This window comes from Streptosporangium sp. G12 (assembly GCF_052983175.1).
The window spans coordinates 21,028-47,105 of sequence record NZ_JBRIQO010000009.1; the positions used below are offsets into that span (position 1 = coordinate 21,028).

Consider the following 26,078-nt stretch of genomic DNA (forward strand, 5'->3'; position numbering starts at 1 on the left):
GCCGGACCGAAAGCCTCGGCGACGTCACGTGGACCGCAGGTGTCCCATGAACCGGTAGGAGAATCCCTTGCCGGCGGGGGAGTACGCGTCGATCTCCTGGTAGCCGCCCGTGGCGGTCATCGGGATGCGCAGCAGCAGGTCGTCACCGATGAGGTCGTCCTCCCACACCTCGATCGTGAACGAGCCTCCGGCGACGGTGGTCTGGGTCTTGTACGATCCGGCGGCGCGCTCCGTGGAGCCGGCGGTGCATACCGAGTACTCCCATACCCAGCAGGTTCCGGCCTTGGTGTCGGCCTCGTCGCCGTCGGTGGGCCAGCCGATGTACTGGGTGCCGTTCTGACCTATGATCCGCACCCGGATCTCGTCCTCGCCGCTCTCCTCCAAGTCGAAGGCCTGAAGCGAGCCGAACACGATCTCGAGGAGGGGTCCGGCGGCGGCCGTGCCGGCGCCGGGAACGGAGGGCTCGGCGGCCCGGGCCGGAGACGCGAGGGCGGCGACGAGCGCCAGCCCGGCGGCCAGAGTGCCGGCCCTGGACAGGATGTTGTTCATGTGTTCCTCGTTTCCCGGTGACAGGCCGGGATCCAGGCGGAGACCGGGCCCGTGGTGGCGGCCGTTCACGTCGCCCCCGTGAATGGGACGACGTTCGCCGCCCAGCCTCCCGGGGGCGTCTTGTCGACGGCTTGGAGCCCGCTGGTGGCGGGGGATTCCTCCGCGAAAGGAGAAGGCCGAGGCCGGAGAGCGGTTCACCGAGCCGAACCGCGGACACCGGCTCAGGGTGACGCTCAGCCCCCCGTCCCGGTGACGCCCCACGGCGCCTCACCAGGGCTGGACACCTGGTCAGACGCCGCGTCGCGTGGCCGGGCGAGGAAGCACCGTCAGATCGGTCCTCGCAGACCGCTCAGTCCTGGTCGGGGATCTCCAGGCGGGAGAGCGTCCGCGGGCATGAGGCGCCCCTGTCGACCGGACGCCGTTCCAGCAGTTCCCTCGCCTCACGACGGGCCAGGTTCCAGCCGTTCCACGGGTCGGGCCCGGCGAGCTCGTTGGCCGCGATCACGTCTCGCAGGACGCAGCTGCGGGCCGGCTCCGGCAGCCTGTCCAGGGCGGGCACGGCCTCCGCGCCGAGGTCGCCGAGGTATTCGAGGTCGACCCGATCCACACCCCGTACGGCGATCTGGGTCTCCGCGACCCGCAGGTCGGGGTTCCAGACCGCGAACGCCAGCAGGGAGGCGCTCGTCATGATGACGACGGTCCTGGGCAGCCAGCGCGCGTGCCCGCGTCCGGTGAGCCGGGCCGCGCCCGCGACGAGGACCAGCGCGAAGATCCCGCCCAGCCACAGCACCGTCGCCGACACCGAGGCCCGCAGCCGGGACAGGCCGTAGGCGTCGGCGTACAGGTCCAGGCGGTGCAGCGCGGAGAACAGGATCACCAGGGTCAGCACGCAGAGCACGCCGAGCAGCCCGGCCATCAGCCAGCGGTCGGCCCCCCTGAGCTCCAGCGTCCCCGAGGCGACCGCCACGATGGCCAGCACGAACACGCTGACGACGACGAGCTGGAAGAACCCGGAGCGCGCGTACTCGGCGTAGGTCAGCCCGGTCGCGGACAGCACCCACCGGGTACCGCCGAACAGCACGGTCAGCTGCATCCCCACGAACGTGGCGAACAGCAGGTTGAGCGCCGTCAGCGGGGTCACCCAGAGGCCGCGCCCGACCGTGACCTTCAGGTCGGGGGCCTTCGGCTCGGCCACGGGCCGCAGCCCCACCAGTACGGCGGAGGCGACCACGACCGCGAAGACGACGAAGAGGAGGATCCGCAGCGGCATCGACTCCGCCCACTCCTGCGCGCTGAACACCCGCTCGACGGCCTCGGCGAAGACCGCGTCCGCCGAGGCGAACAGCGCCCCGAACACCACCAGCAGCACGACGGTGAGCCCGCCCCCCAGCAGCAGCGGCATCACGCGGCGGCGGGACGCGAGGCCCTTCAACCTCGCGCCGAGGAACCACGGCACCGGCAGCAGGCCCAGGACCACCGACGCGGCGCCCCTGATCACCCCGAGCCAGCCGCGCCCGGCCCCCGACAGAGCGAGCGCGGCCGTCAGGAACCCGGCCAGCAGAAGGATCCCGACCAGCCAGTCCGCGTCCCTGAACATCACCGTCGCGACCAGCCCGTAGGCGATCGCCCCCATCCCGGCCGACCAGGGGTTGATCCTCCTGCGCGCCGCGGGGATCGCCGCCACCCCCATCGCCGCGGCCACCAGCACGAGCCCCAGTCCCGCCCTGCTGTACGGCACCGCGACCGCGGCGAGCGCCCCGACGGCGGCCGAGACCGGCAGCACCCAGCGGGGCGTGTCCGGCAGCTCGGGCCGGGGGAAGATCGGCGGTGCCTCGTATCCGCCGGGATCCCCCGGGCCCCGCCCCCCGCCCGGCCGGGAGACCGCCGATGAGCCCGTCGCCCCTTCCCGGACGCCTACCGGCGGTGCCCCGCCTTCCCGCCGCGGAGCTTCCGGACCCGCCACGGTGACGCGCTGCGCGACGGGTCCCCGCGCCGGAGGCCGGGGCGGGGGCTGCTCGGCGGGGGCCAGGATGTCGTCGGTGGGCGTGGTGGCGCCGATGACCGTACCGATGAAAGCACCGATGGTGAAGATGGCGGCCCCGGCGAACGCGGCCAGCAGGGGGTCGATGTTCGCGAGGCCGATGCCCACGATCACGGCGCACACCAGCCCGCCGACGCCGCCGACGAACACCCCGATGAACGCTCCCGCCCAGTTCCGCATCACGACCGGCTTCTGACGCGCGCTCCCCCGCTGGGCGAGAACGGGCCGCGGGGGGTACGGCTGCGGGGAAGGCCGTACGGAAGGAGAGGGGGTGGCGGCGATGTCGGGGACGGCGGCTCCGGGGGCCGTTCCAGGGGTCGCTCCGGGGTCCGGAGCGGCGGGCACCGGCCCGGACGTCACGCCGTGCCCGGATTCGCCCGTGGCCGTGACCGGGCCGGAGACACCGGGCGCCTCGCCGGTCTCCCGAGGCTCGGGCACCCGAACGGGTCCGGCGGCCTGAACGGCTCCGGCCGGTTCGCCGGGGCCGGACCCCGAACCGGTCACCGAGTCGGCCACCGGACCGGTCACCGGACCGGCCGCCGTGTCGGCCACGGAAGCGGTCACGGAAGCGGTCACCGGACCGGTCACCGATCCGGACGCGGAAGCGGTCGCCGCGACCTCTCGCGACCGGGACGCCTGCCCGGCTCCGGCCGTCTCGCGGACCCCGTACTCCCGGCCGGTTTCCAGCGGTTCATCCGATTCGACGGATCCGGAGCCCTGAACGGATCCGGAGCCCTGAACGGATCCGGACACCCGACCGGCTTCCACCGGTTCGCCGGATCCGGAACCCCCGGAGACCCCGGTGGCCTCGCGACGTCCGGACGGCGTACCGGCCGCGGGCGGGACGAAGGGCGCGGGAGCCGCCGGCCCCGTGGGGGCTTCGCCGGGAGGGGCCTCGCCCGGGGCGACGGCGTCCGCCTCCGCGGGGAGGGAGCCCTTGGCGGGGAGAGACGGGGGGTTCATCTCGATCCTTTCCGGAAGGTCGGCCACGACGTGGCAGCCGACACCGTCGTCGACGTGAATGGAGCCGCCGTGGAGCTCGACGATCTCCTTGGTGATGGCCAGGCCCAGCCCGGCGCCGCCGTCGTCGGCGGCCCGGCCCGCGTCCAGGCGCGAGAAGCGCTCGAACGCCCGCGCCCGGTCCTCGGCCGCGATCCCCGGCCCCTGGTCGCTCACCCGCAGCCGGACGCCCTCTCCCCTGGCCGTGGCCGTCAGCACCACCAGCCCTCCGGCGGGGCTGTGCCGCACCGCGTTGTCCAGCAGGTTGGCGAGGACCTGCGCGAGCAGGTCGGGATCGGCGCGCACGCTCAGCCCCTCCGGGACCTCGCAGCGCGCCACCACCCCCTCCCTGGCCATGACGGCCTCCCGCAGGGCCTGCTCGCACAGCTGGCGCAGCTCGACGTCCTCACGCTCGATCAGCCGGGCCCCGGACTCCAGGCGGGACAGGTCGAGCAGCTGCGCGACCAGCCGGCCCAGCCGCTCGGTCTGGGCGAGCGCGGTGCCGAGGGTGACGGGATCGGGGTCGGAGACCCCGTCGACCACGTTTTCCAGCACCGCCCGGAGCGCGGTGATCGGCGTACGGAGCTCGTGGCTGACGTTGGCCACCAGCTCCCGGCGCTGCCGGTCCACCTCGCCCAGGTCGGCGGCCATCGCGTTGAAGGCGCGGGCGAGCTCGCCGACCTCGTCACGGGAGGACGCGGTGACCCGCAGGCCGTACCGGCCCTTGGCGATGGTCTGCGCGGCGGCGGCCATCTCGCGCAGCGGTTTGGTCATCCCCCGCGCGAGCAGCTGCACCATGATCAGTGCGAACACCGCGGCCACCGCGACGCGCACGTTGCGCGAGTATCCGGCGTTGATGCCGACCTCGTTGACGACGAACGCCGCCACCACGGCCAGCAGGATCACCATGCCGAGCTTTATCTTGATCCGGCCCAGGAAGTCGAGAGGTCTCAATGGTCGGCGCGTCCCGGTGTCGGAGTTGAAGGGCACATGAGTGTCTGAGTGACGGAGAGGGCGATCGGTTCTCGTCCGGACGCGAGCGCCGTTTCCGGGGCGTGCCGGCACGCCTCCTCGCGGCCGTACCCGGGCGCGCGTCCACCGGCCGCGCCGGAATGCCCGCTCACGGTTTGACGAGGGCGTAACCGACGCCGTGGACGGTACGGACGACGCCGGGGCCGAGCTTGCGGCGCAGGGCCCGCACGTGGCTGTCGACCGTGCGGGTGGCCGCGGCCTCGGAGAAGCCCCAGATGTCGGCGAGCAGCCGCTCGCGCTCGAAGACCTGGCCGGGGCGCTCGGCGAGGCGGCAGAGCAGGTCGAACTCGGTCCTGGTGAGCTGGGCCTCGGTGCCCCGCACGTAGACGCGGCGCTCCGCGGTGTCGATCTCGACGTCGGCGAGGCGGATGACCGTGTCGGCCACGGCCAGCTGGGAGGCCCGCTCGACCCTGCGCAGCAGGGCGTGCACCCGGGCGACCAGCTCGCGCATGCTGAACGGTTTGGCCATGTAGTCGTCGGCCCCGACCCCGAGTCCCACGAGCAGGTCGGTCTCCTCGCCCAGCGCGGTGAGCATGAGGACCGGCACCGGCCTGGCCGCCTGCATGCGCCGGCACACCTCCAGCCCGTCGAGGCCGGGCAGCAGCCGGTCGAGCACCACCACGTCGGGCCCCGTCCTCGCGTAGGCGGCCAGCGCCGCCTGCCCGTCCCCGACGACCTGCACGTCGAAACCCTCGGCGGCCAGCCTGTGGCGTACGGCCCGCGCGATCGTCTCGTCGTCCTCGACCACGAGGACACGTCGTTGTTGAGGGGTTGCCATGTCCGGCAGCGTAGACCGGAGCCGTGCAGAAGACCTGTGGTGAATTGTGAAGGTTCTGCGCACTCGGTGGCGGAGGCGGGCCCACCGGGCAGGTCCCTCGCGCGGGCGAGGGCCCTGCCCGGCCGGGCCGGAGGGCCGGGATCGGACGGGAATCAGGTGAGGATCAGGCGGCGGCCGGTGATCCGGTAGCCGATCCTGGCGAACGAGGCCGCCATGGGCGCGTTGCCCACGTCGGTGTTGTCCTTCACCTCGGGCTCGCCCTCGGCGACGAAGATGTGCAGCGCCTCGGTGACCAGGTCGTCGGCGTAACCGTGGCCCCGGTGGGCCGGGTCGACCCCGAGGTAGCCGATCGTGGCGTTCCTGGAGTTGCGCGTCGCCATCACGATGCCGACGAGCTCCCCCGACGCGTCGCGGGCGAGCCGCCACCGCCGGCGCCCGCCGGGCATGTCCGCGACCTCGGCCACGGTCTTCTCGGCCGTCGCCCTCGCGCCGCTGTCCGCGAGGTTGCGCCGGTCCCAGTCGTCGAGGCTGCCCTCGGCGACGCGGGCCAGCAGGTTCACCACCACCTCGTCGTCGTCGGCCGGGGCGAAGGTGAGCCGGGCCGACCTGGGCGGCAGGCCGTACTCGGGAAGCCAGTGCAGGTTGAGCCGTTCGACGGACCGCCGCAGCCCGGCCTTCTCGGCGGCGGCGATCCGGTCGGAGGCGTCCGCGAACGCGTCGGGGCGCTCTCGCCAGTCGGCGGGCAGGAACAGGTGGTAGTCGGGCCGCGCCCCGGACGGCGTGGCGTACCCGGGCGTGACCAGGGTGGCGTACGCGGCTCGCAGCAGGGCGGCCCCCACCTCGATCCGGTCGGGGCCGGACCCGGGGTCGAACCAGTCGAGGCTGAAGGGGTGCTCGGAGCCCGGCGGACCCCAGAAGGCGGCCCTGGCGACGACCTCGTCGCCGCGCAGCGCGACCCAGACCCATTCCGGCCGGTAGCCGAGTTCGTCGAAGGGCAGGTGGCGGGCGCCGACGCCGGAGGCGGGGAGCGGGCCGTAGCGGTGGAACAGGTCGAACTCGCCCGCTTCGAGCGGACGGAACCGCAGATCGGACATGGACCGGTCGGACAGGGACAGCTCAGACAAGCGAAACTCCAGAAAGCGGGTGCGCTTCCCGGGCTCAGGCGGCCTGTCGCCCGAGGCGGGAGCGCGTGACCAGGTTGGCGAACATCTGCTCCTCACCTCCTCACACTCGAAGGGGCGGTCAGGCTACCGGCGTGTCCGGCTCGGGCTCAACCGAATAAACCGGACTTCCGCTCGCCGCGCGGGTGAACCGTTCGCCGGTCGCGCGCAGGTAGTCCCGGAACTCCGCCGGCCGGACCACCTCGACGTCGGCGCCCAGCGCGGCGAGGACCAGGACCGGCCACTCCATCCCGTCGGCGTTCATCAGCAGCCGGCACGACCGGTCGTCGACGGCCTCGACCACCCCGCCCAGGGGTGACGCGACCCGCTCGACGTCGGCGGCCGCCGCCTGTACGACGACCACGATCTGGTACTGCGCCGGCATCGACGTGATGCTGTCGCGGACGAACGCCCCGGCGTCGCCGCCGGGCAGCTCGCGCGGGCGGAACCGGGCACCGGTCGACTCCGCGGCGGCCAGCCGGTCGACGCGGAAGGTGCGCCAGCCGTGGCGCTCGACGTCCCAGGCGACGAGATACCAGCGGCGTCCCAGCGACACGAGCCGGTGCGGCTCGACCAGCCGGGTCGTCCGGTCGCCGTCGCGCACCGTGTACTCGAACCGCAGCCGCTCGTCGTCCCGGCACGCCTGGGCGATCACCGTCAGGGCGAGAGAGTCGACCGTCGGCCCCCCGCCGACGACGGCGGGCACGGTGTAGGCCCGCAGCGCGTCGACCCTCCGCCGCAACCGGGGCGGCATCACCTGGATGACCTTGGTCAGCGCCCGTACCGACGTCTCCTCGATACCGGCCACGGCGCCGCCGGCCGCCGTCCGCAACCCGACGGCGATGGCCACCGCCTCCTCGTCGTCGAGCAGCAGGGGCGGCATGGTCGCGCCGGTCTGGAGCTGGTAGCCGCCCGCGACACCCCGGTTGGCGTCGACCGGGTAACCCAGCTCGCGCAACCTGTCGACGTCGCGCCGCAGCGTCCGCTCGCTCACGTTCAGCCGGTCGGCGAGCTCTCCGCCCGGCCAGTACCGATGGGTCTGCAGCAGGGACAGCAACCTCAGCATCCGCGCACTCGTGTTCGCCATGAGTCCAGCTTCCCTTTGATTCCGGTCAGAAAGTGACCTGAATGAATTTTAGCGTTGTCCCCATGAACAGCACGATGATCCGCACGAGCGGGCTGACCAGGCACTTCACCGTCAGGAGAGAGACGGTCGAGGCGGTACGCGGCCTCGACCTGCACGTCGCCTCCGGCGAGATGGTGGCACTGCTGGGACCGAACGGGGCGGGAAAGTCGACCACCCTGCGGATGCTCACCACGCTGCTCCCCCCGACCTCGGGCAACGCGGAGGTCGCCGGACACGACGTGACGACCGGGCAGCGCGGCGTGCGCGGCCGGATCGGCTACATCGGCCAGGGCAACGGGGCCGCGCACAGCCAGCGGGGCCGTGACGAGCTGATCAGCCAGGGCCGCGCGTACGGGCTCGGCGCCCGCGCGTCACGCGACCGGGCGGCCGAGCTGATCGCCTCCCTGGACCTGGAGGGCGTCGCCGACCGGATCGTGTCGTCGCTGTCCGGCGGCCAGCGACGGCGGCTGGACATCGCGATGGGCCTGATCCACGCCCCCGACCTGCTGTTCCTGGACGAGCCCTCCACCGGGCTGGACCCGCAGAACCGGGCCAACCTCCAGGAGCACATCCGCGCGCTGCGCGCCGAGCACGGCACCACGATCGTCCTGACCACCCACTACCTCGACGAGGCCGACCAGCTGGCCGAACGGGTCATCGTGATCGACCACGGGCGGGTCATCGCCGACGACACCCCGGCGCGGCTCAAGGCCGACCACGCGGGCGACCGCGTCACCCTGACGTTCGGCGACGAGCGGGGCGCCCTGCGGGCCGTCACCGAGTCGCTGGGCGTCGTGGCGGGCGCGCGGGTCGAGCGCACCGGCGCGCGGGTCGTGATCGAGGTGGCCGGCGGCGTCCGGCTCGCGCCGAAGCTGCTGCGCGGCCTGGACGACGCGGGTGTCGAGGTGACCGGCGTCGAGGTCACCCGTCCCACCCTCGACGACGTCTTCCTCAACCTCACCGGCCGCAGCCTCCGCGAGGACGGCACCGCCGGACCCGGGACCGCGGAACCCGGCACCACGGAGACCGGGACCGCGAGATCCGCGACCACGAAGCACACCGCCGGGTCCGGCGTCACCACCATCGAGGAGAGCGCGGCATGAGCGGCACCACCATGATCACCGACACCGTCACCGTCTTCGACCGCGAGCTGCGGCCCGTGCTGCGCAACCCGTTCTCCGTGATCTTCACGATGGTGCAGCCGCTGTTCTTCCTGGCGCTGTTCGCGCCCCTGCTCCCGGCCGTGGAGGGCGGGTCCGCGCTGCAGTGGTTCGTCCCCGGCATCGTGGTGATGTCCTGCCTGTTCGGCGCCTCCTCGACCGGGGCGAACCTGCTGTTCGAGATCCAGACCGGATCGCACGAGCGGATGCTCGTCTCCCCGCTGCGCAGGCCCGCCCTGATCGTCGGGCGGTCCCTGAAGGAGATCGTGCCGATGCTCGCCCAGACGGTGCTCGTCGTCGCCGTCACCGTCCCGTTCGGGTTCCGCCCGCACCTCGCGGGAGCCCTCCTCGGCCTGCTGATCCTCGCCGTCTTCTGCGTGGGCCTCGGCGCGCTGTCCTACACGCTGGCGCTGGCGTCCAAGGACAGCGAGTGGATGTTCTGGGGAGTCCAGCAGACCCTGCTCTTCCCGCTGATGCTGCTCGCCGGGATGCTGCTGCCCGTCAGCGGCGGCCCGGACTGGCTGCTCGTGCTCTCACGGCTCAACCCGCTGACGTACGTCGTGGAGGCCGAGCGCGCCCTGTTCAACGGCGAGATCGTCTCGGCGGCCGCCGGCGGCGGCGTGGTCGCGGCCGTGGTCGTGGCGGCGCTGGGCCTGCTCGTCGGCACCCGGGCCATGCGCCGCGCCTGACCGCGCCTGACCGTGCCCGGCCGTGCCCGGCCGCGCCTGACCATGCCTGAGCGGGCCTGACCTCACCCGACGCGCCGCGTCCCGGTGTACCGCCGGGGCGTCGCGGAGGGTGGTCCCGGCCGGGCGTCGCCGACGGGTGACGCCCGGACGCGGCGGGCGGGGCGACACCTCGGCGTCGCGAGTGAGGCGCGGCGGAGGTTCGCGACCGTTCCCGGGAAAGCGCATGTCCCACACCGGGCCGCGCCCACCTCGGCGTTACCGTGACGGAGTGATCGATGTCACCGCGTACCTGCGCAGGATCGGTGTGAAGGTCGACGGACCTCCGAGCGCGGAGTCGCTGCATGTGCTGCACCGGGCACACGTGGAGCGTGTGCCCTACGAATGCCTGGAGATCTGGCTGGGCCGCCCGACGACCGTCGACCCGGTGGAGTCGGCCGCGCGGATCGTGCGGGGCCGGGGCGGCTACTGCTACCACCTGAACGGGGCCTTCTCCCTGCTGCTGAAGGCGCTCGGCTACCGGGTGACCCGGCACCTCGGCGGGGTCCAGTGCCGCGCCGGGGGTCCGGCGAACGTGGACGGCGGCCACCTCGTGCTCACGGTCTCGGGACTTCCCTGTCCGGGCAACCCCGGCGGGGAGTGGCTGGTCGACCAGGGTCTGGGCGACGCGATCCACGACCCGCTCCCGCTCGTCGAGGGCACGTACCGGCAGGGGCCCTTCACCTACGGCCTGCGTCCCTCCGAGGTGGCGCCCGGCGGGTGGCGGTTCGACCACGACCCGCGCGGCGACTTCCTCGGCATGGACTTCCGCGCCGGACCCGCCGGGATGCCGGAGTTCGCCGCGATGCACCGGTTCCTCTCCACCTCGCCCGAGTCGGGCTTCGTCCGCGTGGCCACGGTCCAGCGGCGCGACGCGAACGGTGTCGACATCATGCGGGGTCTGGTCCTGACCCGTCTCGGCGACCGCGAGCACACCCTGACCGCGCGGACCGAACGCGAGTACTTCGAGATCCTGGCCGACGTCTTCGGCCTGTCCCTGCCCGACGTCACCCCCGTAGAACGCGCCAAACTGTGGCAGCGCCTGTGGACCGCCCACGAGGAGTGGTCCGACTCGTACTGACTCATCGGACACGGCACGGTCCCCGCCCTTCCTGGTCGTGGGAGCCCACCTCCGCACGGCCCGCGCGAGCCGGTCCTCCCGGCGGCCCGGTCGCGGAGGGCCACGGCCGCCGGGGTGGGGGTCGCGGGGCTCAGCCGTCCGCCGCCAGCGACTCCTTCAGCTCCCGCTTGAGGATCTTGCCCAGCGGGTTGCGGGGCAGCGCCTCGACGATCTCCAGGCGTTCGGGGAGCTTGTACGAGGCGATGCCCTTGCCCCGCAGGTGTTCCACGACCGAGGCGAGGTCCACGGTCTGATCGGGCTTGGGGACGAGCACGACGCAGACCCGCTCCCCGAGGACCTCGTCGGCGTAGCCGACCACCGCCACCTCGGCCACCGCCGGGTGCCCGGAGACCAGCGCCTCCAGCTCGGCCGGGGCGATGTTCATGCCGCCCCGGATGACCAGGTCCTTGGCCCGGTCGACGTAGCGCAGGTACTGCCCCCGGTCCCCGGCGATCTCGAACACGTCTCCGGTCATCAGGTAGCCGTCCCCGTCGAACGGGTCGGCGGCGGCCGTCCCCGGCAGGTAGCCGGAGAAGACGGTCGGTCCCGACAGACGGAGCTCACCGGGGATCCCGGCCTCGACGATCTCCTCGCCGAGGGGGTCGACCAGCCTGGTCCTGGTCGCGCCGAGGGTGCCGGGCCGGCTGGTACCCGGGGCGTCGGGCCGGGGGAAGAAGCGGGCCCTGTCCTCGGGATCGGGCATGTGCACCGGGTCCGAGAGGAGCGCGACGCCCTCGTTGGAACCGAAGAAATTGATGATCGCGATGCCGTACCTGTCCTGCCAGCCCTTCACCATCGGCGGTGGCAGCGGCGCCGAGCCCGACCCGATCCGGGTCAGCGTGGTGAGGTCGGTCCTGGCGAGGATCGCCTCCTGCTGGAGCAGCATCGTCAGCAGCGCGGGCGGGGCCAGGGTGTAGGTGACGCCCTCGGCCGCGATCTGCCCGAGGTAGGTCGGCAGGTCGAACGGGTGGTGCTGGACGAGCACGGCACCGGTCTTCAGCCAGGGCAGGAGGACCCCGCCGATCCCCGCCATGTTGACCATGGGGAAGGGGTTGAGGATGACGTCGTCCTCGGTGAGCCCGGGAGCCGCGGCGCAGATGGACGCGACCGCGAGCCAGTCGTAGTGGCACCTCGGCACACCTTTGGGAGTGGCCTCGGTACCGGAGGTCCAGCAGATCGTGACGGGGTCGGCGGGGTGGGCCTCGTACGGGATGCCCGGCCCCTCGTGCGACTGCGACCGCGGCTCGTGCGAGGAGGGATCGGGCCCGCCGGAGGGGGCGCCCGGAGGGGAGGCCGCGTCGAGGTCGGCGCCCCAGGTGAGGGCCGGGATGATCGTAGGCACGCGGGCGGCGGCGGTCGTCGAGGTGACGAAGACCATGGCCCCGGCGAGGGCGCAGAGCTGGTTCAGCTCGTACTCGCGGTACTGCACGGGGAACGGGGTGACCACCGCGCCCACCCTGATCACGGCCAGGAAGGTGACCGCGAGCTCCACGCTGTTGGGCAGCTGGACGGCGACCACGTCCCCGGGTCCGGCGCCCCGGCCGCGCAGCACCCCCGCCACCCGGTCGACCTCGGCGTCCAGCTCGGACCAGGTGAGCCTCTTGACCCCGCCGGGCAGCAGGCCGGCCTTGTCGGGCGGGTCGGCAATCGCGAGAGCGCCGGGGCGGGCGCTCACCTGGGCACGGAGCAGCTGGTCGATCGTGTCTCCGGTCCACCAGCCGCCGGCGGTGTAGAGGTCGATCCGCTCTTGCGTGTGCAGGCGCTTCATCGCGGCTCCAGGGGCGTCGTGGGGGTGCTCGTGACACTACGAAAACAGAAGCCAGGGGTCAATGGATGAGGCGGAATCATCGTTCATTGGTCCATGTGGCGGTAAGTGACTATGTTGCTGTCCGCGATGGGATAAGCGAACGGGGTGAGCGGGATCGACACTCGAGTGCTGGCAGGCCGTTACCGGCTGCTCAACCCTCTCGCCGAGGGCGGGGCGGGCACGGTCTGGCTCGCCACCGACGAGACGCTCGGCCGCGACGTGGCGGTGAAAGAGGTACGGCTCCCGCCTGACCTCGACCCCGTCAGACGGCAGGAGGTCTTCGCCTCGGCGATCCGCGAGGCCAACCTCGCCGCCCGGCTCAAACACCCCTCGATCGTGACCGTCCACGACGTGGTCATCGACCAGGAACGGCCCTGGCTCGTCATGGAGCTGCTGTCGGGCTCGTCCCTGGAGCAGACCGTCCGCGACCGGAGTCCGCTTCCCGCGCACCAGGCGGCCAGGATCGGCGTGGGCATCCTCAGCGCGCTCGGCGCCGCCCACGCCGCCGGGGTGGTCCACCGCGACGTCAAGCCGGGCAACGTCTTCCTCACCAGGACCGGCAAGGCCGTCCTCACCGACTTCGGCTTCGCGGTCGCCGACGGCGAGGCCACCTCCGACCGGACCGGTCACCTGGTCGGCTCGCCCAACTACATCGCGCCCGAACGGCTGCGCGGCGAGCGCGGCGGCCCCGCCTCCGACCTGTGGTCCCTCGGCGCCACGCTCTACTTCGCCGTCGAGGGGGTGCCCCCGCACCCGGCGGAGACCCCCATCGCGGCGATCAGCCGGGTGCTCACCGAGCCGCCGAGGCCGCCGGAGCGCGCCGGCGAGCTGGGCCCGCTGCTGACGCGCATGCTCGACCCGGTCCCCGAGGCCCGGCCGTCCTTCGAGGCCGTCGCCCGCTCGCTGGGAGAGCTGGCCGCCGGTCGTACGGTCACCGGGATCCCGGCCGCGCCTTCCGTCCCCTCGCCGTCCCCGGCCCCCGTCTCCGCCCGGCCCCCCGAGCCGCGCCGGAGCCGCACGGCGCTGTGGGCCGCCGCCGAGACGGCCGGGATCGCGGTGGTCATCGGGGTCACCTTCGGGGTGACGTTCCTGCTGACCTCGAACCCCACGGCCGCCGAGAAGCGGGTCAGGCTCAGCGAGAGTCCCGGCGCCTTCGCCACGCCGGTGGACGTGTGCAAGCTCGTTCCCGGCGCCATGGCCAGGCAGCTGCTGCCCGCGCTGGCGGGCGAGGGCAAGCCGACCAACGACGGCGGCTGCCAGTGGCCGGCACCGGGCATGGGGCTGGAGGTGCGTCTCTCCGGCCCCGACCAGTGGGGCAAGAGCCCCCAGCAGGCCCACGAGCTGTTCGTGAATCGGCGCCAGAGCGTCATACCGAGCGGGGAGAACGCCTGGAGCTGGCCGGAGATCCAGGCCGGTATCCGCTCCTCCCGCTCCACGGCGCCGACGACGGTGAAACCCGTCGGGGACGAGGCGTTCGGCTACGACGTCTACGAGAACCGCAAGACCGGCAGGCTGGAGCAGAGCTACGTGGTCGTACGCGTGGACAACCTCGTCCTCGACGTCGGTTACACCGTGGTGGACGGCAGCAAGGACGGCCCGGCGATCCAGGCGGGCGCCCACACCACCGCGACGTGGATCGCGAACGCGTTGAACAAGCAGAAAGCGAGCGGATGAACCATCCAGACGTCCCTCGATCGCAGGGCAGGCACGCGGGCGGGCACACCGCTCCCCCCGCGCCGGGGCCCGGGATCGCCGGAGCCGAGGGCCCGCCGATGCTTGAGCAGAGCTCCCTGGAACAGGTGATCGCCCGGTTCGGGCCGATGTCCCCGCAGCAGGCCGCGGTGGTCGGGGTGGCCGTGCTGGACCAGCTCGTGGCGATGCACAGGCAGGGCATGCTGCACGGCGACGTGCGGCCGAGTTCGGTGCTGCTCGGCCCGTACGAGCAGATCGTCCTCGCCGCGCCGTCCCTGCCCTCCTCGCTCTTCACCTCTCCCGAGGGGGTGACCAGCCCGGCCGCCGACCTGTGGTCGCTCGGCGCGACCCTCTACACCGCCGTCGAGGGCCGTCCGCCGTCGCCCGGCGGCTCCCTGGACAACGCGGGCCCGATCGCGCCCGTCCTGTTCCACCTGCTCGCGGGCGACCCCGCCCAGCGGCCCGACCCGGGCGTCCTGCGCGGCGCCCTGATCGACGTCTCCCAGTACCGTCCCGAACCTCCGGCCGCGCCACCCCTCTCGGGTGCGTTCCCGCCACCCCCGGGGGGCTCGCTTCCCCAGGTTCCGGGAGTCCCCGATCCGGGAGCGTCCGCCCCCTCCGTTCCCTTTCCTCCCTTCGCGCCCGGGAACCCGGCGGCCTTCGGGCAGGTCCCCTTCCCGGGGGCCGGCCAGGGAGCCGACGCGCCTGGAACGCCGGGACCGCATACCTCGACCGGACCGGGAACGACCGGCCCCACCGCGACAGGACCGGGGGCGGCAGGGCCGGGAACGGCCGCCGGACCTCAGGGTCGCGACACGATCCCGCCGCTCGGAGCTCCCGGCACCGCCGGAGCTCTCGGAGCCGCCGGGACCTCCGGAGGACAGGAGGACGGCGGGGTCGCCCCGGCCTCCGAGGGGGACGTGACCGCGCCCTTCAGGAAGACCCTGGCCGACCACATGTCCGACATCACGGCGAGACTCCCCCAGCAGGACATCCCCGTACCCCTGCAGGCCACGCTCTCCTCCTCTCCGGGCATGTCGATCGTCTGGCAGGCCCCGCCCCCGGCCCCGCCACGGCAGGACGCCCCCCACCAGGGCCCGCCCCACCCCGGCGCTCCCCGGCAGGAACCGCCCCAGCAAGGACAGCCCCACCCCGGCACGCCCTTCCCTCCCGGCCCCACGCCGCCTCGCCCGAACCCGCAGGACGCCCCCACCTCACACGAACTGGCCCCCCTCCCCTTCCCGGCACCGGAGGACGCGCCCGCCGGACCTCCGACGCGGACGACGGGGGTGCTCGTACCCCGGCCCGTCGTGGCGCTGACCGGTGTGCTGCTCTTCGGCATGGCGGTCACCATCGGCGTCCTTCTCACCTCGGTGGTCACGAATCCCGGCGACAGCTTCGCCGCCGAACCCTCCGGCGCCAAGGGCCGCTTCGCCACGGCTCCCCGGGCCTGCAGCCTGCTCGACGACAAGCAGGCGAACGAGGTCGTGCCGGGCTTCAAGAGCTCCGAGGTCGAGCGCTCCGTCTGCAACTGGCTCAACCAGCACGACTGGCGCAAGCCCAACGTGGAGAAGTACGACCTGCGGGTCCGGCTGATCGCCCAGAAGCAGGACGGGTCGGAGGTCGCGAGGGCCAGGGAGTATCTGGCGGGCAAGAAGAAGGATCTCGTCGACAAGGGCCAGTTCACCACTCCCAAGCCCCTGCCGCCCAAGGACCTGCGGGGCATCGGCGAGGAGGCGTTCAGCCATGGGACGTCCAACTCCATCAACCTGTACGGCGGCTCCTACAAGACGACCGTGGTCTTCCGGATCAGCAACCTGATCGCCGAGGTCGAGTACGAGCGGGGCGGCGTCAAGGAGGACCCCGACGGCAAGATCTCCGAAGGCGCGGTGAAGGTGGCCCGCTGGCTCACCGAGTCCCTGAAGACCGATGACTGATCGGATGGCGGGCCCGCTGCCCGTGCTGGCGGGCCGCTACCGGGCGATCGCGAGGCTCGGCGCGGGAGGGATGGGCGTGGTGTGGCGGGCTCGCGACGAGCTGCTCCACCGCGAAGTGGCGATCAAGGAGGTCAAGCTCGACCCGAACCTGCCCGAGGCGCAGCGCGCCGAGGCGCGGGAGCGCACCCTGCGCGAGGCGCGCGCCGCGGCCAGGCTGGGGCACCCGTCCATCGTGGCCGTACACGACGTCGTGGCGCAGGACGGCCGCCCGTGGATCGTGATGGACCTGGTCGACGGCCGTTCGCTGGAACAGGCGGTCCAGGCCGAGGGACCGCTACCGCCCCGGCGGGTGGCCATGATCGGCCTGGCCGTGCTGGACGCGCTGGCCCTCGCGCACAGCCGGGGCATCGTGCACCGCGACGTGAAGCCGGCCAACATCATGCTCGCCAGGAACGGCGGGGTGCTGCTGACCGACTTCGGCATCGCCACCGTGGAGGGGGACGTCCAGCTCACCTCCCCGGACGCCCTGGTCGGCTCCCCCGCGTACATGGCCCCCGAACGGCTGCGCGGCGGCGACGGCCCGGCCACCGACCTGTGGTCCCTGGGAGCGACCCTGTACACGGCCGTCGAGGGCCGCAGCCCCTTCCGTCGCGACACCTCGGCCGCGACCATCGGCGCGATCCTCACCCAGGAGGCGCCCCCGCCCCGCCGGGCGGGGGACCTGGCTCCGGTGCTCGTCGCGGCGCTGGCCAAGGATCCTCGGCAGCGCCCGGGAGAGGCAGGGCTGCGCGCCGCCCTGCGGCAGATCTCCCAGGGACTGCCCGCGGAGCCGCTCTTCCAGCTCGCGCCCGCCCCGCCCGTCCCGCCCCTCTCCACGCAGGAGACCGTGCCCGGGAGGCGGGTGGCCTCGCGCCGTCGTACCGGCCTGATCGCCGGGGCCGCACTGGCCACGGTGGCGGTGCTGGCGACCGGGACGGTACTGCTGACGACGACCGCGGACGACCCCGAGGCGTCGTCCCGGCCCTCGCCGTCCGCGACCGCTGCCGGGCGGTTCGCCACCGTGCCCGACGCCTGCTCGCTGCTGTCCACCGCCCAGAGCCGGGCCGTGGCGCCCGGCTCGACCCCGGAACCCGCGCCGAGCTCGATGAAACTGGAAGAAGGGGAGTCCTACTGTGACTGGGGTGATCCGTCGGAGGCGCGCTGGTTACAGCTCTCGCTGGCCTACAAGGCGCCCGTGAGGGCGAAGACCGCCCCGGAGGTGGCCCGCGAGTTCTTCGCCTCCGAACGCACCAGGGTCGTCGCCGATCGGGGGGAAGGCCTCCTAGGCGCGACCGGCGCCCTCCGGAACGTCACCCGGCTCGGCGCGGAAGCCTTCACCTACGACGTGATCGCGCTGGACCGGATCCATTCCACGGTTCGTTTCCGGATCAGCAACCTGCTGGTCGAGGTCGACGTGTCGCGGAAGGGCGAGCGTTCGGACGCCAAGCTGCGCGGGCAGGCCCTCCGCGTCGCCCGCCAGGTCGCCGAGAGGCTGAACAGCCGTGACTGAGCACCCCCGGCCCGCGCTCGGCGCCGCCACACCCGAACGACCCACACGGCTCGGCGCCGCGCCCGAACGACAGGCACCGCTCGCCCCCACCTCCCCGGGACGACCGACATGACCGATCCGAACCTGCTGGCCGGTCGCTACCGGCTGCTGGAGCGCCGCGACCGGACCGGGACCAGCTGGCGCTCCCGCGACGAACTGCTCCAGCGCGACGTCACGATCACCGGGATATCGCTCCCGCCACCCGGCCCGCACCGCGACCGGCTTCTCGGCCGCATCCGCGCCGCGGCCGACTTCAGGCATCCGAACGTCATCACCCTGCACGACGTCGTCTCCTTCCCCGATCAGGTGTGGTTGATCCTGGAGTCGGTCGAAGGCCGCTCGGTGCTGCGGACCGTCCGGGCCGAAGGACCGCTCACCTCCGAGCGGGCGGCCGAGGTCGGGCTGCGCGTACTGGACGCGCAGACCGCCGCTCACGGGCGAGGCGTTCATCTCCTGGCCGGCCCGGAGAACGTGCTTCTCACCCCGGACGACAGGGTCGTGGTCACCGATTTCGCCATCTTCAATGCCACCGACGAGCTGCGTGACCTGGGCGCCGTCCTGTTCACCGCGGTCGAGGGACAGGCCCCGCACACCGGGCCGCACACCGGCCCGCGTCCGGCGGACGGCACCGCCCCCGCCTTCGGGGGCGGACCCGGCCCCGCGGCGGGGGACACCGGCGCGGCGGACTCCGGCCCGCTGGCTCCGCTGCTGGAGGGCCTGCTGGCGGCCGACCCCGCCCACCGCCCGGACGCCACCACGACCCGCACGGTCCTGCTGGGACTCACCTCCCGCCCCGCGAGGTCCCGCCCCGACCGCCTGCTTCTCGTGGCCGCCGCGCTCGCCCTCCTGGCCGTCGGCGGTACGGCGTTCTGGCTCTGGCCCCGCCCCGCGGCCCAGCCGCGGATCGCGGCTCCGGCGCCGCTGCCCACCTTCTTCGCGAAGGCTCCGGACCCGTGCTCCCTGATCTCGGGGGAACACGCCGGACGTCTCTACCTCGCGCCCTCCCCCTCGAGAAAGGACGCGGCGTGCCACTGGACGGCGGCGGACCCGACCGCGCCCGACAGCCTCCGGAACACACTGGAGATCACCGTCGTCCGCGAACCGAAAGCGGCGCTCGCGCACGCCACCTACCTTCGCCTCCGCTCAAGGGACGTGAAGGACACGCGGATCGTGAGCGCTCCGGCCGACGTGCCCGGTCTCGGTGACGAGGCCTACGTCTACCAGCTCAGCAACGGCCATTCGAGCGTCAACTCGGTGGTCGTCCTGCGGGCGGGAAACGTCGTGACGGCCCTGCAGTACCACCGGTTCACCGTTCCGGACGCCGGCGGCAGGGGATACGCCGGAGCGCTCCGGGCGGCCCGCTGGGCGGTCGAGTCGCTGCGCGGCCGAAGATGAGCGCGATCGGGGACGCGCCCCGGACCACCGTCACCCCGGTAGGACGAAACGGACCTCGCGCCGCTGGAGCGGCCGGCCGCACGCCCGGCACAGCAGGACCGGCTGGAAGGTGGCGCCGCAGAGCGCGTGGGTGATCGACAGGGCCGAGCCCTCGGGGGCGGGGAACTCGCGCTGGGCCCAGTCGACCAGGAAGGCGAAGACCTCGAAGAAGGCCAGCCCCTTGTCGGTGAGCCGGTACGAGCCGTCGGGCCGGGCGTCGAAGACGCGCAGCTCGACGAAGCGGCGCAGCCGGTCGGTGAGCACCGAGGGCGCGATGCCGAGACCGGACTGGAAGTCGACGAAACGGCGGATGCCCAGGAACGCCCCGGCCAGCACGCTGGTGCTCCACCGGTCGCCGAGGATCTCCATCGACGCCGGGCAGTAGCCGATCAGGTCGGCCGGGGCGTCGGAGCGGACCGTGCGGCGGTGCCGCCGCGGCGGGCCGATCCTGGAGAACGTGGCCAGCGGGCCGGGCTCGGTCCGGGTGTCGCGCGCGCTCATCGGCTCCAGGCAGGAACCGCACCCGAGGTACGGTTTGGCGTCCTGGCCGCACTGCTCGTGCAGCAGCGGCGGGAGCCGCCCCGGATCGACCCAGTCGCGCTCCCACGCCTGGATGGCCACCAGCAGGGCCCACAGCTGGAGCCCGCGCTCCGTCAGCCGGTACTCGTAGCGGGTGCGTCCGTCGCGGTACGCCGACAGCTCGAAGATGCCGTGGTCGACCAGCTCCCTGAGCCTGGTGGCGAGAACCGACTCGGAGATGCCCAGCGCGTCGCGCCAGCCGGCGAAGGTCCTGATCCGCAGCAGGAACGCCCGTTGCAGGATCAGCAGCACCCACCGGTCTCCCAGGATCACCAGCGCCTGCCCGATCGCACTGAGCTCGGCTCGCGGCTCCCGCTCAGTGCCGTTCACAGCCTGTCCTCCCGATGGTCGCGTGGTCGTGGTCGTGCCCGTCGCCGGGGGACGGGGCCACCCGTTTTCGACGAACACGGTGATGCTCGTCGTCATCAAGCATGATCGTGCCCGTTTCCGGCGAGCACGGTCGTTCCCGCTTCCGGCGAAACCGCCAAACTACCAACCCGGCGCCGCCCGGACGGCTCGGTGCCCCTCCTGGCCACGCGTCGGCGGAGAACGGTCATTGACGAGCTGACTTCTTTTATCGTAGCGTCAAAGGATGGCGCAACCTATGGTGGTCATGGACGAGTCGGGCGAGCCGAATCCGTACCTGCTGGGCGTCTACGCCCCGGTCCAGGACGAGATCACGGCCGAGAACCTCAAGGTCATCGGCGAGATCCCGAAGGATCTCAACGGCGTCTACCTGCGCAACGGGCCCAACGCGCGGTTCCCGATGAAGGGGCGCTACCACTGGTTCGACGGCGACGGCATGGTGCACGCGATGCACTTCGAGAACGGCAGGGCCCGTTACCGCAACCGCTACGTCAGGACCAGGGCGTTCGAGGCCGAGTCGGCGGCCGGTCGGTCCCTGTGGACCGGCGTGATGGAGAACCCGAAGGGCAACCCGTTCGGCAACACCCGCGGGCTCGGCCTCAAGGACTCCGCCAACACCGACGTGATCTTCCATCGCGGCCAGGTCCTCACCACCTGGTACCTGTGCGGCTCCCCGTACGGCATGGACCCCCTCAGCCTGGAGACGCTCGGCGTCGAGACCTTCCTCGACACGCTCACCGGCGACTTCATGGCCCACCCCAAGGTCGACGAGCGGACCGGGGAGTTGTTCTGGTTCGACTACGGGCCCCGCAGGCCCTATCTGCGCTACGGGGTGGTCGGCGCGGGCGGGCAGGTCGAGCACTGCGTGGAGCTGGAGCTGCCGGGGGCGCGGCTGCCGCACGACATGGCGATCACCGAGAACCACGCGATCCTCATGGACCTGCCGCTCTACCAGGACATGGACGCCGCCCGCCAGGGCCGCTACAAGCTGACGTTCGACCGGGAGCTGCCCTCGCGCTTCGGCGTCATCCCCCGGCGCGGGCAGGCGCACGAGATCCGCTGGTTCGACGCGAAACCCTGCTACATCTACCACGTCGTCAACTCCTGGGAGGAGGACGGGGAGATCGTCCTGGACGTCTGCCGGGTGAGCCGGCCCGCGCCCGCCGGGGGCGGCAGCCCGCTGGCCCGCATGATCTCCTACCTCAAGCTCGACGCGCGGATGTACCGCTATCGCTTCGACCTGCGCACCGGCCGCACCTCCGAGGGGTTCGTGGACCCGGACCACAACACCGAGTTCCCCTCGGTGGACGCCAGGCTGACGGGTCTGCGGTCGCGCTACGCCTACAACGTGTCGGTCAAGGACGCCGCGACCAACCTCTTCGACGGCCTGGTCCGCTACGACAACGTGAGCGGCGCCAAGGAGACGTACCACTACGGCGAGCACCGCTACGGCAGCGAGGCCCCGTTCGCGCCGCGCGACGGCGCGACGGACGAGGAGGACGGCTACCTCGTCAGCTTCGTCACCGACGAGCGCGAGGGCACCTCCGAGGTGCAGGTCCTGCACGCGGCGAACCTGGGCGCCGGGCCGATCGCCCGGATCATCCTGCCCCAGCGGGTGCCGCTCGGCTTCCACGCCACCTGGGTACGCGCCGACCAGCTGAGGGACTCGACCACGTGAAGCCCGCGTACGACCTCCGACGGGAGCCGGAACAGATGGCGACATACATCTACGAGACCGTCAGAACCCCTCGGGGCAAGGCGAGGCCCGGCGGAGGGCTGGCGGACGTGACGCCGCTGACCATGCTGGAGAGGCTCGTGGACGCCCTGCGCGAGCGGACCGGTGTCGAGCGGGCGGACGACATGATCGTCGGCTGCGCCTCGCAGAACGCCGGCCAGGGCGGCAACCTGGCCAGGACCGCGGCGCTGACCTCGGGCTTCGACGCGCCCGGCATGACCGTCAACCGCTACTGCACCTCGGGCATCGACGCGGTCCGCACGGCCTTCGCGCTCGTGCAGTCCGGGCAGAGCCGCACCGTGGTCGCCGGAGGGGTCGAGTCGGTCTCCCAGGTGCCGATGTTCTCCGACGGCGGGCCGCTGTGGACCGATCCCGCGGTGATGGACCGGGTCGGATCGATCCACATGGGCGTCGCGGCGGACCTGGTCGCGACGGTCGAGGGCTTCGAACGCGAGGAACTCGACGCGTACGGCCTGCGCACCCAGACCCTGGCCGCCGAGGCGTGGGCCGCCGGGCGCCACGACCGCTCCCTGGTACCGGTCAACGACCTGCGGCGCGACGAGCACGTGCGGCCGGGCGTGACCCTGGAGGCGCTCGCCGCGATGGAACCCGCCTTCGCCGGCCAGGACGACCAGGACGCCCTCGTCCGCAGGCACCGCCCCGAGGTCGGCGAGCTGCGCCACCTGCACACCCGGGGCACCTCCCCCGGCCTGTGCGACGCGGCGGGCCTGCTCCTGGTCGGTTCCGGGACGGCCGGCGCGGAGCTCGGCCTGCGGCCCAGGGCCAGGATCGTGGGCACCGCGACCGCCTCCGTCGACCCGGTCACCATGCTCACCGCGGGCCAGCTCGCGGTCGAGCGGGTCATCGCCAGGGCCGGGCTCACCCCCGACGACGTCGAGGTCTACGAGTTCGCCGAGGCGTTCGCCGCGCTGTGCCTGAAGTTCCAGCGGGACCTGAAGGTCGGCGAGGACCGCTTCAACGTCAACGGCGGCACCATCGCGATGGGCCACGCCTTCGGCGCCACCGGGGCCATCCTCGTCGCCGCCTGCGCGGACGAGCTCGAACGCCGCGGGGCCCGGTACGGCGTCGCCGCGGTCAGCGGGGCCGCGGGCAGCGGTTCCGCCGTGCTGCTGGAGCGTGTCGCGTGAGGCTGGGCGTCTCCCTGGGACTCTGGCAGGACCGGCCGGCCGAGGAGGCCCTGCTGACCGCGAGGGCCGCCGACGAGCTGGGCTACGACGAGCTGTGGGTGGGCGAGATGGCCACCTACGACGCCTTCGCGCTGACCACCGCGATCGGGCTGTCCACCGGCCGGATCGGGCTCACCGTCGGACCGCTGGCGGTGGCCGTACGGGACCCCATGATGATCGCGATGGGGGTGGCGTCGGTGGCGGACCTCGTCGGGAGGCCGGTGAGCGTGGCGGTCGGCACGTCGAGCCCGCTCGTCGTCGAGGAGTGGCACGGCAGGTCACGGGCGCGGTCGGCCGCCGTGCTGCGGGAGGCGGTACGGGCGCTCAGACCATTGCTCGATGGCGACAAATCCGATTTTTCAGGTGAATGCGTGAAGAGTCGCGGCTATCGGCTCCGGCTCCCGGCGCCCCGCGCCGAGCTGACCGTGGCCGCCTTCGGCGCCTCCGCCGTGCGGACCGCCGCGACGGCCGACCGGATGGTGCTCAACCTGATCACCCCCGCCTCCGCCGCCCGCCTGACCGCCGACCTCCGCGCGGCGGTTCGGACAGCACCGGCACAGGGGCGAGGGCAGGATGCGGCCCCGGCGCCGAGGGTGGCGGCCTGGGTGACCGCCGCGGTCGGCCCCGGGCGCGAGGCGGTCGACCGGATACGGCGCGCCGTCGTGGGATATCTCGCCGCGCCCGGGTACGGCGAGATGTTCGCCGAGGCCGGATTCGGGGACGTGGTCGCGTTCGCCAGGACCCGCCCGCACCCGCGCGAGCTGCTGGCCGCCGTCCCCGACGGCCTGCTGGAGTCGGTCGCCATGATCGGCGACGTGGACGCGGCCCGCGAGCGCCTGCGCGCGTACGCCGACGCGGGCGTGGACGAGGTGGCCCTGGTCCCGGTCGGCACGGACGCCGACCCCGGCGGCGTGGCGACGCTCAAGGCGCTCAGGGCTCTGGCCCGATAACGAAACCCGAGGGCAAAATCACGATATATCTCGGTTGGAACCACCTCGATAGCTCCACACGTTGGACCGGCGACGCACAATGAACTACAGACGGGGCGTCCGCCCCGCGTTCGGAGGATGTTGAGGATGTCGCCCGTCCAGAAGTACGCGATCGGCGCCGGAGCAGTGGTGTTCCTGGCGTGGCTGCTGCCCCTGCCAGGTTTCGTGACGCTGCTGATCATCCTGGGCGTCGTCGCCGCCCCGGTCGTCGGCTACCTGATGCTCGACCCGTCACAGCGCGAGCGCCTCAAGCGCTCGCGCCGCCGGGGTCTCGGCCGCTGACCCGGCGTCCGACCGCCCGCCGCGCCACGGCACGGCCCGGCCACGCGAACCCGCGTCTCCGGGCCGGTCCGGGCCGGTCAGGCGGCGGCGGCCGCGAGCTCCGATTCCACCCGGCGGGTGACCTTGCGCTCGAACACGAACGAGAGCAGCGGCACGGTGCCCGCGAGCATCACCCCGAGGATGTACGGCCACGTCCAGCGCGCCTTCATGCCCAGGTTCATCGTGGCCACGAGATAGAGCATGTAGAGGAAGCCGTGGATCGGAGAGACGATCTTCGAGGGCTCCTCGATGCCGAAGCCGTACCTGAGCACGATGCAGGTGACCAGGACGAGCAGCATCACGCCGACGATGTAGGCCAGGATGCGAAAGGGCTTGAGAGCGGATTCCACGGTCGGTTACCTCGGTCTTGGGGTTCGGTTCACGGGGCGGTGCGGGCTGGTAGGGCGGGGGCTTCCGGCTCGGCCCCCGGAGCGGCCCCGGACTCGGCGCCGGTCCCGGGACCGGCGTCCCCGGGAGTGGCTCCGGGACCGGGGTCAGGGCCGGGGTCAGGCTCGGAACCGGACGCGGAGGGGACGTCGGAGTCGCGCTCCCGGGTGCGGCCGCGCAGCGCGTCGCGGACGAAGTGCCACCACATGAAGACCGCGAACAGCCCGAAGATCCACCACTGGGCGGCGTAGGCGAGGTTGCGCCAGGTGAGCCCGCCCCGCTCGGTCGGCGGGGGAACGCTCACCGGCCTGGCCGCGACCTCGGGGGCCGGTGACTGGGTGGCGGCGACCAGGAACCCGTCGCGCAGCTTCGTACCCCGCCAGACGTTGATCAGTTCGGCCGACGAGACGGTCAGCACCTGTCCCGGCGGCAGCTGCCGAACCCTGCGCTGGACGCTGTCGGTGGCCTCCGAGGGCTGCAGGCGCCCGCTGACGGTCACCCTCCCTTCGGAGGGAGCCGTGACGGCGGGGTCCCCGGCCGTGGCCACCCAGCCGCGCACGACCGGGATGGAGGTGCCGTCGCCGAGGTCGAGCGGCGCGAGCAGCCACAGGCCTCCGTCGCGCTCGGCCACCAGGAGCTGCTTCGAGGCGTCGAAGGTGCCCTCGGCGGTCACCCGGCGGCTGACCTTGTCGGCCGTCAGGTGCTCTCCGGGCGCGGTGAGCGTGGCCACCGCCACGGGGGCGGGGTCGAGCAGCGACTGGGGCCTGCCGGACTCCTCGAAGACGCCGAGCTGCCACCTGCCCAGCAGACCGCACACGACGAGGGCTCCGACCGCGAGCAGGTGGAGCGCCACCACGCGGGCGGAGAACAGGATGCGGAGCATGGCACCACGCTATCCGCCCCGGTCGGCGGTCCGGCCCCCAGCACCCGCCCTTGGCCGGGCGCCGGGACATCCTTCCCGTGAAAGTGGACAAATCCGTGTTGGAGGGTATCCCGTATCGCTAAAGTCATCCTCATGTCTGATCCTCAGCAGATTGACCCCGCGGGCAACACCCAGGCGTTCCGTGCGTTCGCCCAGCGCAAGGACCCGGAGGCCGCTCCCGAGAAGCGGTCGCTCGCCCTGCCGATCACGGCGGCGGTGGTGGTGGCGGTGCTGGTCGTCGTCGCCGTGGCCGCGTACCTGCTGCTCTAACGACCGGGGGGTCCACAGCGCCGACGGCATCGCCCTCGGCGCTTTTCGTGTTACCGAACGGCCGGCAGCTCCCGGTGACGGGAGCATACCGACCGGGCGGTCTGGAACGACCCGCCGTGCCACGAGGGTGGACGACCTGCTCCCCGCTCATTACATTGGACGAATAATCCAATA

The 26,078-nt window shown here is 72.8% G+C and carries 21 protein-coding genes; 12 read left to right on the forward strand and 9 right to left on the reverse strand.

The features are described 5' to 3' along the window. Window positions 1–24: 24 nt before the first annotated feature. From ACVCAG_RS15300 to ACVCAG_RS15320, 5 genes are all read right to left on the reverse strand, one after another. On the reverse strand, window positions 25–549 hold the full coding sequence (locus tag ACVCAG_RS15300) for a hypothetical protein (protein WP_440084009.1): 525 nt from the start codon (window positions 547–549) through the stop codon (window positions 25–27). A 349-nt stretch (window positions 550–898) separates the two neighbouring features. Further along, the gene (locus ACVCAG_RS15305; RefSeq protein ID WP_440084010.1) at window positions 899–4,543 is read right to left on the reverse strand and encodes a DUF4153 domain-containing protein; all 3,645 of its coding nucleotides are present in this window, start codon (window positions 4,541–4,543) and stop codon (window positions 899–901) included. 166 nt (window positions 4,544–4,709) lie between these two features. Further along, window positions 4,710–5,399 carry a response regulator transcription factor gene (locus tag ACVCAG_RS15310; protein WP_362679567.1) on the reverse strand — a complete coding sequence of 230 codons (690 nt, stop codon included), beginning with the start codon at window positions 5,397–5,399 and terminating at the stop codon, window positions 4,710–4,712. 152 nt (window positions 5,400–5,551) lie between these two features. Beyond that, window positions 5,552–6,523 carry a GNAT family N-acetyltransferase gene (locus tag ACVCAG_RS15315; protein ID WP_440084011.1) on the reverse strand — a complete coding sequence of 324 codons (972 nt, stop codon included), beginning with the start codon at window positions 6,521–6,523 and terminating at the stop codon, window positions 5,552–5,554. Window positions 6,524–6,641: 118 nt separating this feature from the next. Beyond that, window positions 6,642–7,646 (reverse strand): WYL domain-containing protein, encoded by a 1,005-nt coding sequence (locus tag ACVCAG_RS15320; RefSeq protein ID WP_440084012.1) that lies wholly within the window; start codon window positions 7,644–7,646, stop codon window positions 6,642–6,644. A 74-nt stretch (window positions 7,647–7,720) separates the two neighbouring features. On the opposite strand from ACVCAG_RS15320, the gene ACVCAG_RS15325 reads away from it, so the two are divergent. The 3 genes from ACVCAG_RS15325 to ACVCAG_RS15335 all read left to right on the forward strand — a co-directional run bounded on the left by ACVCAG_RS15325 (window position 7,721) and on the right by ACVCAG_RS15335 (window position 10,651). Next, a complete protein-coding gene (locus tag ACVCAG_RS15325) occupies window positions 7,721–8,788 on the forward strand; it encodes an ATP-binding cassette domain-containing protein (RefSeq protein ID WP_440084206.1) in 1,068 nt (355 codons plus the stop codon). Beyond that, a complete protein-coding gene (locus tag ACVCAG_RS15330; RefSeq protein WP_440084013.1) occupies window positions 8,785–9,534 on the forward strand; it encodes an ABC transporter permease in 750 nt (249 codons plus the stop codon). Before ACVCAG_RS15325 ends, ACVCAG_RS15330 begins: the two co-directional genes overlap by 4 nt. Before the next feature lie 268 nt (window positions 9,535–9,802). Next, entirely contained in the window at window positions 9,803–10,651 is an 849-nt protein-coding gene (locus ACVCAG_RS15335) for an arylamine N-acetyltransferase family protein (protein WP_447189955.1), read from the forward strand. 130 nt (window positions 10,652–10,781) lie between these two features. Here ACVCAG_RS15335 and ACVCAG_RS15340 read toward each other — a convergent pair whose 3' ends face one another. Then, window positions 10,782–12,458, reverse strand: a complete 1,677-nt coding sequence (locus ACVCAG_RS15340) for an AMP-binding protein (protein WP_440084015.1) — start codon at window positions 12,456–12,458, stop codon at window positions 10,782–10,784. 144 nt (window positions 12,459–12,602) lie between these two features. Here ACVCAG_RS15340 and ACVCAG_RS15345 point away from each other — a divergent pair, with 144 nt between their 5' ends. The 4 genes from ACVCAG_RS15345 to ACVCAG_RS15360 all read left to right on the forward strand — a co-directional run bounded on the left by ACVCAG_RS15345 (window position 12,603) and on the right by ACVCAG_RS15360 (window position 19,109). Continuing rightward, entirely contained in the window at window positions 12,603–14,171 is a 1,569-nt protein-coding gene (locus ACVCAG_RS15345) for a protein kinase domain-containing protein (protein WP_440084016.1), read from the forward strand. Then, entirely contained in the window at window positions 14,168–16,126 is a 1,959-nt protein-coding gene (locus ACVCAG_RS15350) for a hypothetical protein (RefSeq protein ID WP_447189956.1), read from the forward strand. The genes ACVCAG_RS15345 and ACVCAG_RS15350 overlap by 4 nt, the downstream gene beginning before the upstream one ends. After that, window positions 16,119–17,675 carry a serine/threonine-protein kinase gene (locus ACVCAG_RS15355; protein ID WP_447189957.1) on the forward strand — a complete coding sequence of 519 codons (1,557 nt, stop codon included), beginning with the start codon at window positions 16,119–16,121 and terminating at the stop codon, window positions 17,673–17,675. The genes ACVCAG_RS15350 and ACVCAG_RS15355 overlap by 8 nt, the downstream gene beginning before the upstream one ends. A gap of 108 nt (window positions 17,676–17,783) precedes the next feature. Next, the gene (locus ACVCAG_RS15360; RefSeq protein WP_440084019.1) at window positions 17,784–19,109 is read left to right on the forward strand and encodes a protein kinase domain-containing protein; all 1,326 of its coding nucleotides are present in this window, start codon (window positions 17,784–17,786) and stop codon (window positions 19,107–19,109) included. Between the two features lie 30 nt (window positions 19,110–19,139). Here ACVCAG_RS15360 and ACVCAG_RS15365 read toward each other — a convergent pair whose 3' ends face one another. Further along, window positions 19,140–20,057 carry a winged helix-turn-helix transcriptional regulator gene (locus ACVCAG_RS15365; RefSeq protein ID WP_440084020.1) on the reverse strand — a complete coding sequence of 306 codons (918 nt, stop codon included), beginning with the start codon at window positions 20,055–20,057 and terminating at the stop codon, window positions 19,140–19,142. Between the two features lie 262 nt (window positions 20,058–20,319). On the opposite strand from ACVCAG_RS15365, the gene ACVCAG_RS15370 reads away from it, so the two are divergent. The 4 genes from ACVCAG_RS15370 to ACVCAG_RS15385 all read left to right on the forward strand — a co-directional run bounded on the left by ACVCAG_RS15370 (window position 20,320) and on the right by ACVCAG_RS15385 (window position 24,286). Further along, complete coding sequence (locus tag ACVCAG_RS15370) at window positions 20,320–21,771, forward strand: carotenoid oxygenase family protein (RefSeq protein ID WP_440084021.1); 1,452 nt, start codon at window positions 20,320–20,322, stop codon at window positions 21,769–21,771. A 35-nt stretch (window positions 21,772–21,806) separates the two neighbouring features. Beyond that, complete coding sequence (locus ACVCAG_RS15375) at window positions 21,807–22,976, forward strand: acetyl-CoA C-acyltransferase (RefSeq protein ID WP_447189958.1); 1,170 nt, start codon at window positions 21,807–21,809, stop codon at window positions 22,974–22,976. Then, complete coding sequence (locus ACVCAG_RS15380) at window positions 22,973–23,965, forward strand: LLM class F420-dependent oxidoreductase (protein WP_447189959.1); 993 nt, start codon at window positions 22,973–22,975, stop codon at window positions 23,963–23,965. Before ACVCAG_RS15375 ends, ACVCAG_RS15380 begins: the two co-directional genes overlap by 4 nt. A 126-nt stretch (window positions 23,966–24,091) precedes the next feature. After that, window positions 24,092–24,286: a hypothetical protein gene (locus ACVCAG_RS15385; RefSeq protein ID WP_440084024.1), complete on the forward strand. Its 195-nt coding sequence runs from the start codon at window positions 24,092–24,094 to the stop codon at window positions 24,284–24,286. A 77-nt stretch (window positions 24,287–24,363) separates the two neighbouring features. Here the strand turns inward: ACVCAG_RS15385 and ACVCAG_RS15390 are convergent, their stop codons facing one another. After that, window positions 24,364–24,675, reverse strand: a complete 312-nt coding sequence (locus ACVCAG_RS15390; RefSeq protein WP_447189960.1) for a DUF3817 domain-containing protein — start codon at window positions 24,673–24,675, stop codon at window positions 24,364–24,366. A 29-nt stretch (window positions 24,676–24,704) separates the two neighbouring features. Continuing rightward, window positions 24,705–25,595: an SURF1 family protein gene (locus ACVCAG_RS15395; protein ID WP_447189961.1), complete on the reverse strand. Its 891-nt coding sequence runs from the start codon at window positions 25,593–25,595 to the stop codon at window positions 24,705–24,707. 132 nt (window positions 25,596–25,727) lie between these two features. On the opposite strand from ACVCAG_RS15395, the gene ACVCAG_RS15400 reads away from it, so the two are divergent. Further along, window positions 25,728–25,904: a hypothetical protein gene (locus tag ACVCAG_RS15400; RefSeq protein WP_329425724.1), complete on the forward strand. Its 177-nt coding sequence runs from the start codon at window positions 25,728–25,730 to the stop codon at window positions 25,902–25,904. The last annotated feature ends 174 nt before the right edge of the window (window positions 25,905–26,078 follow it).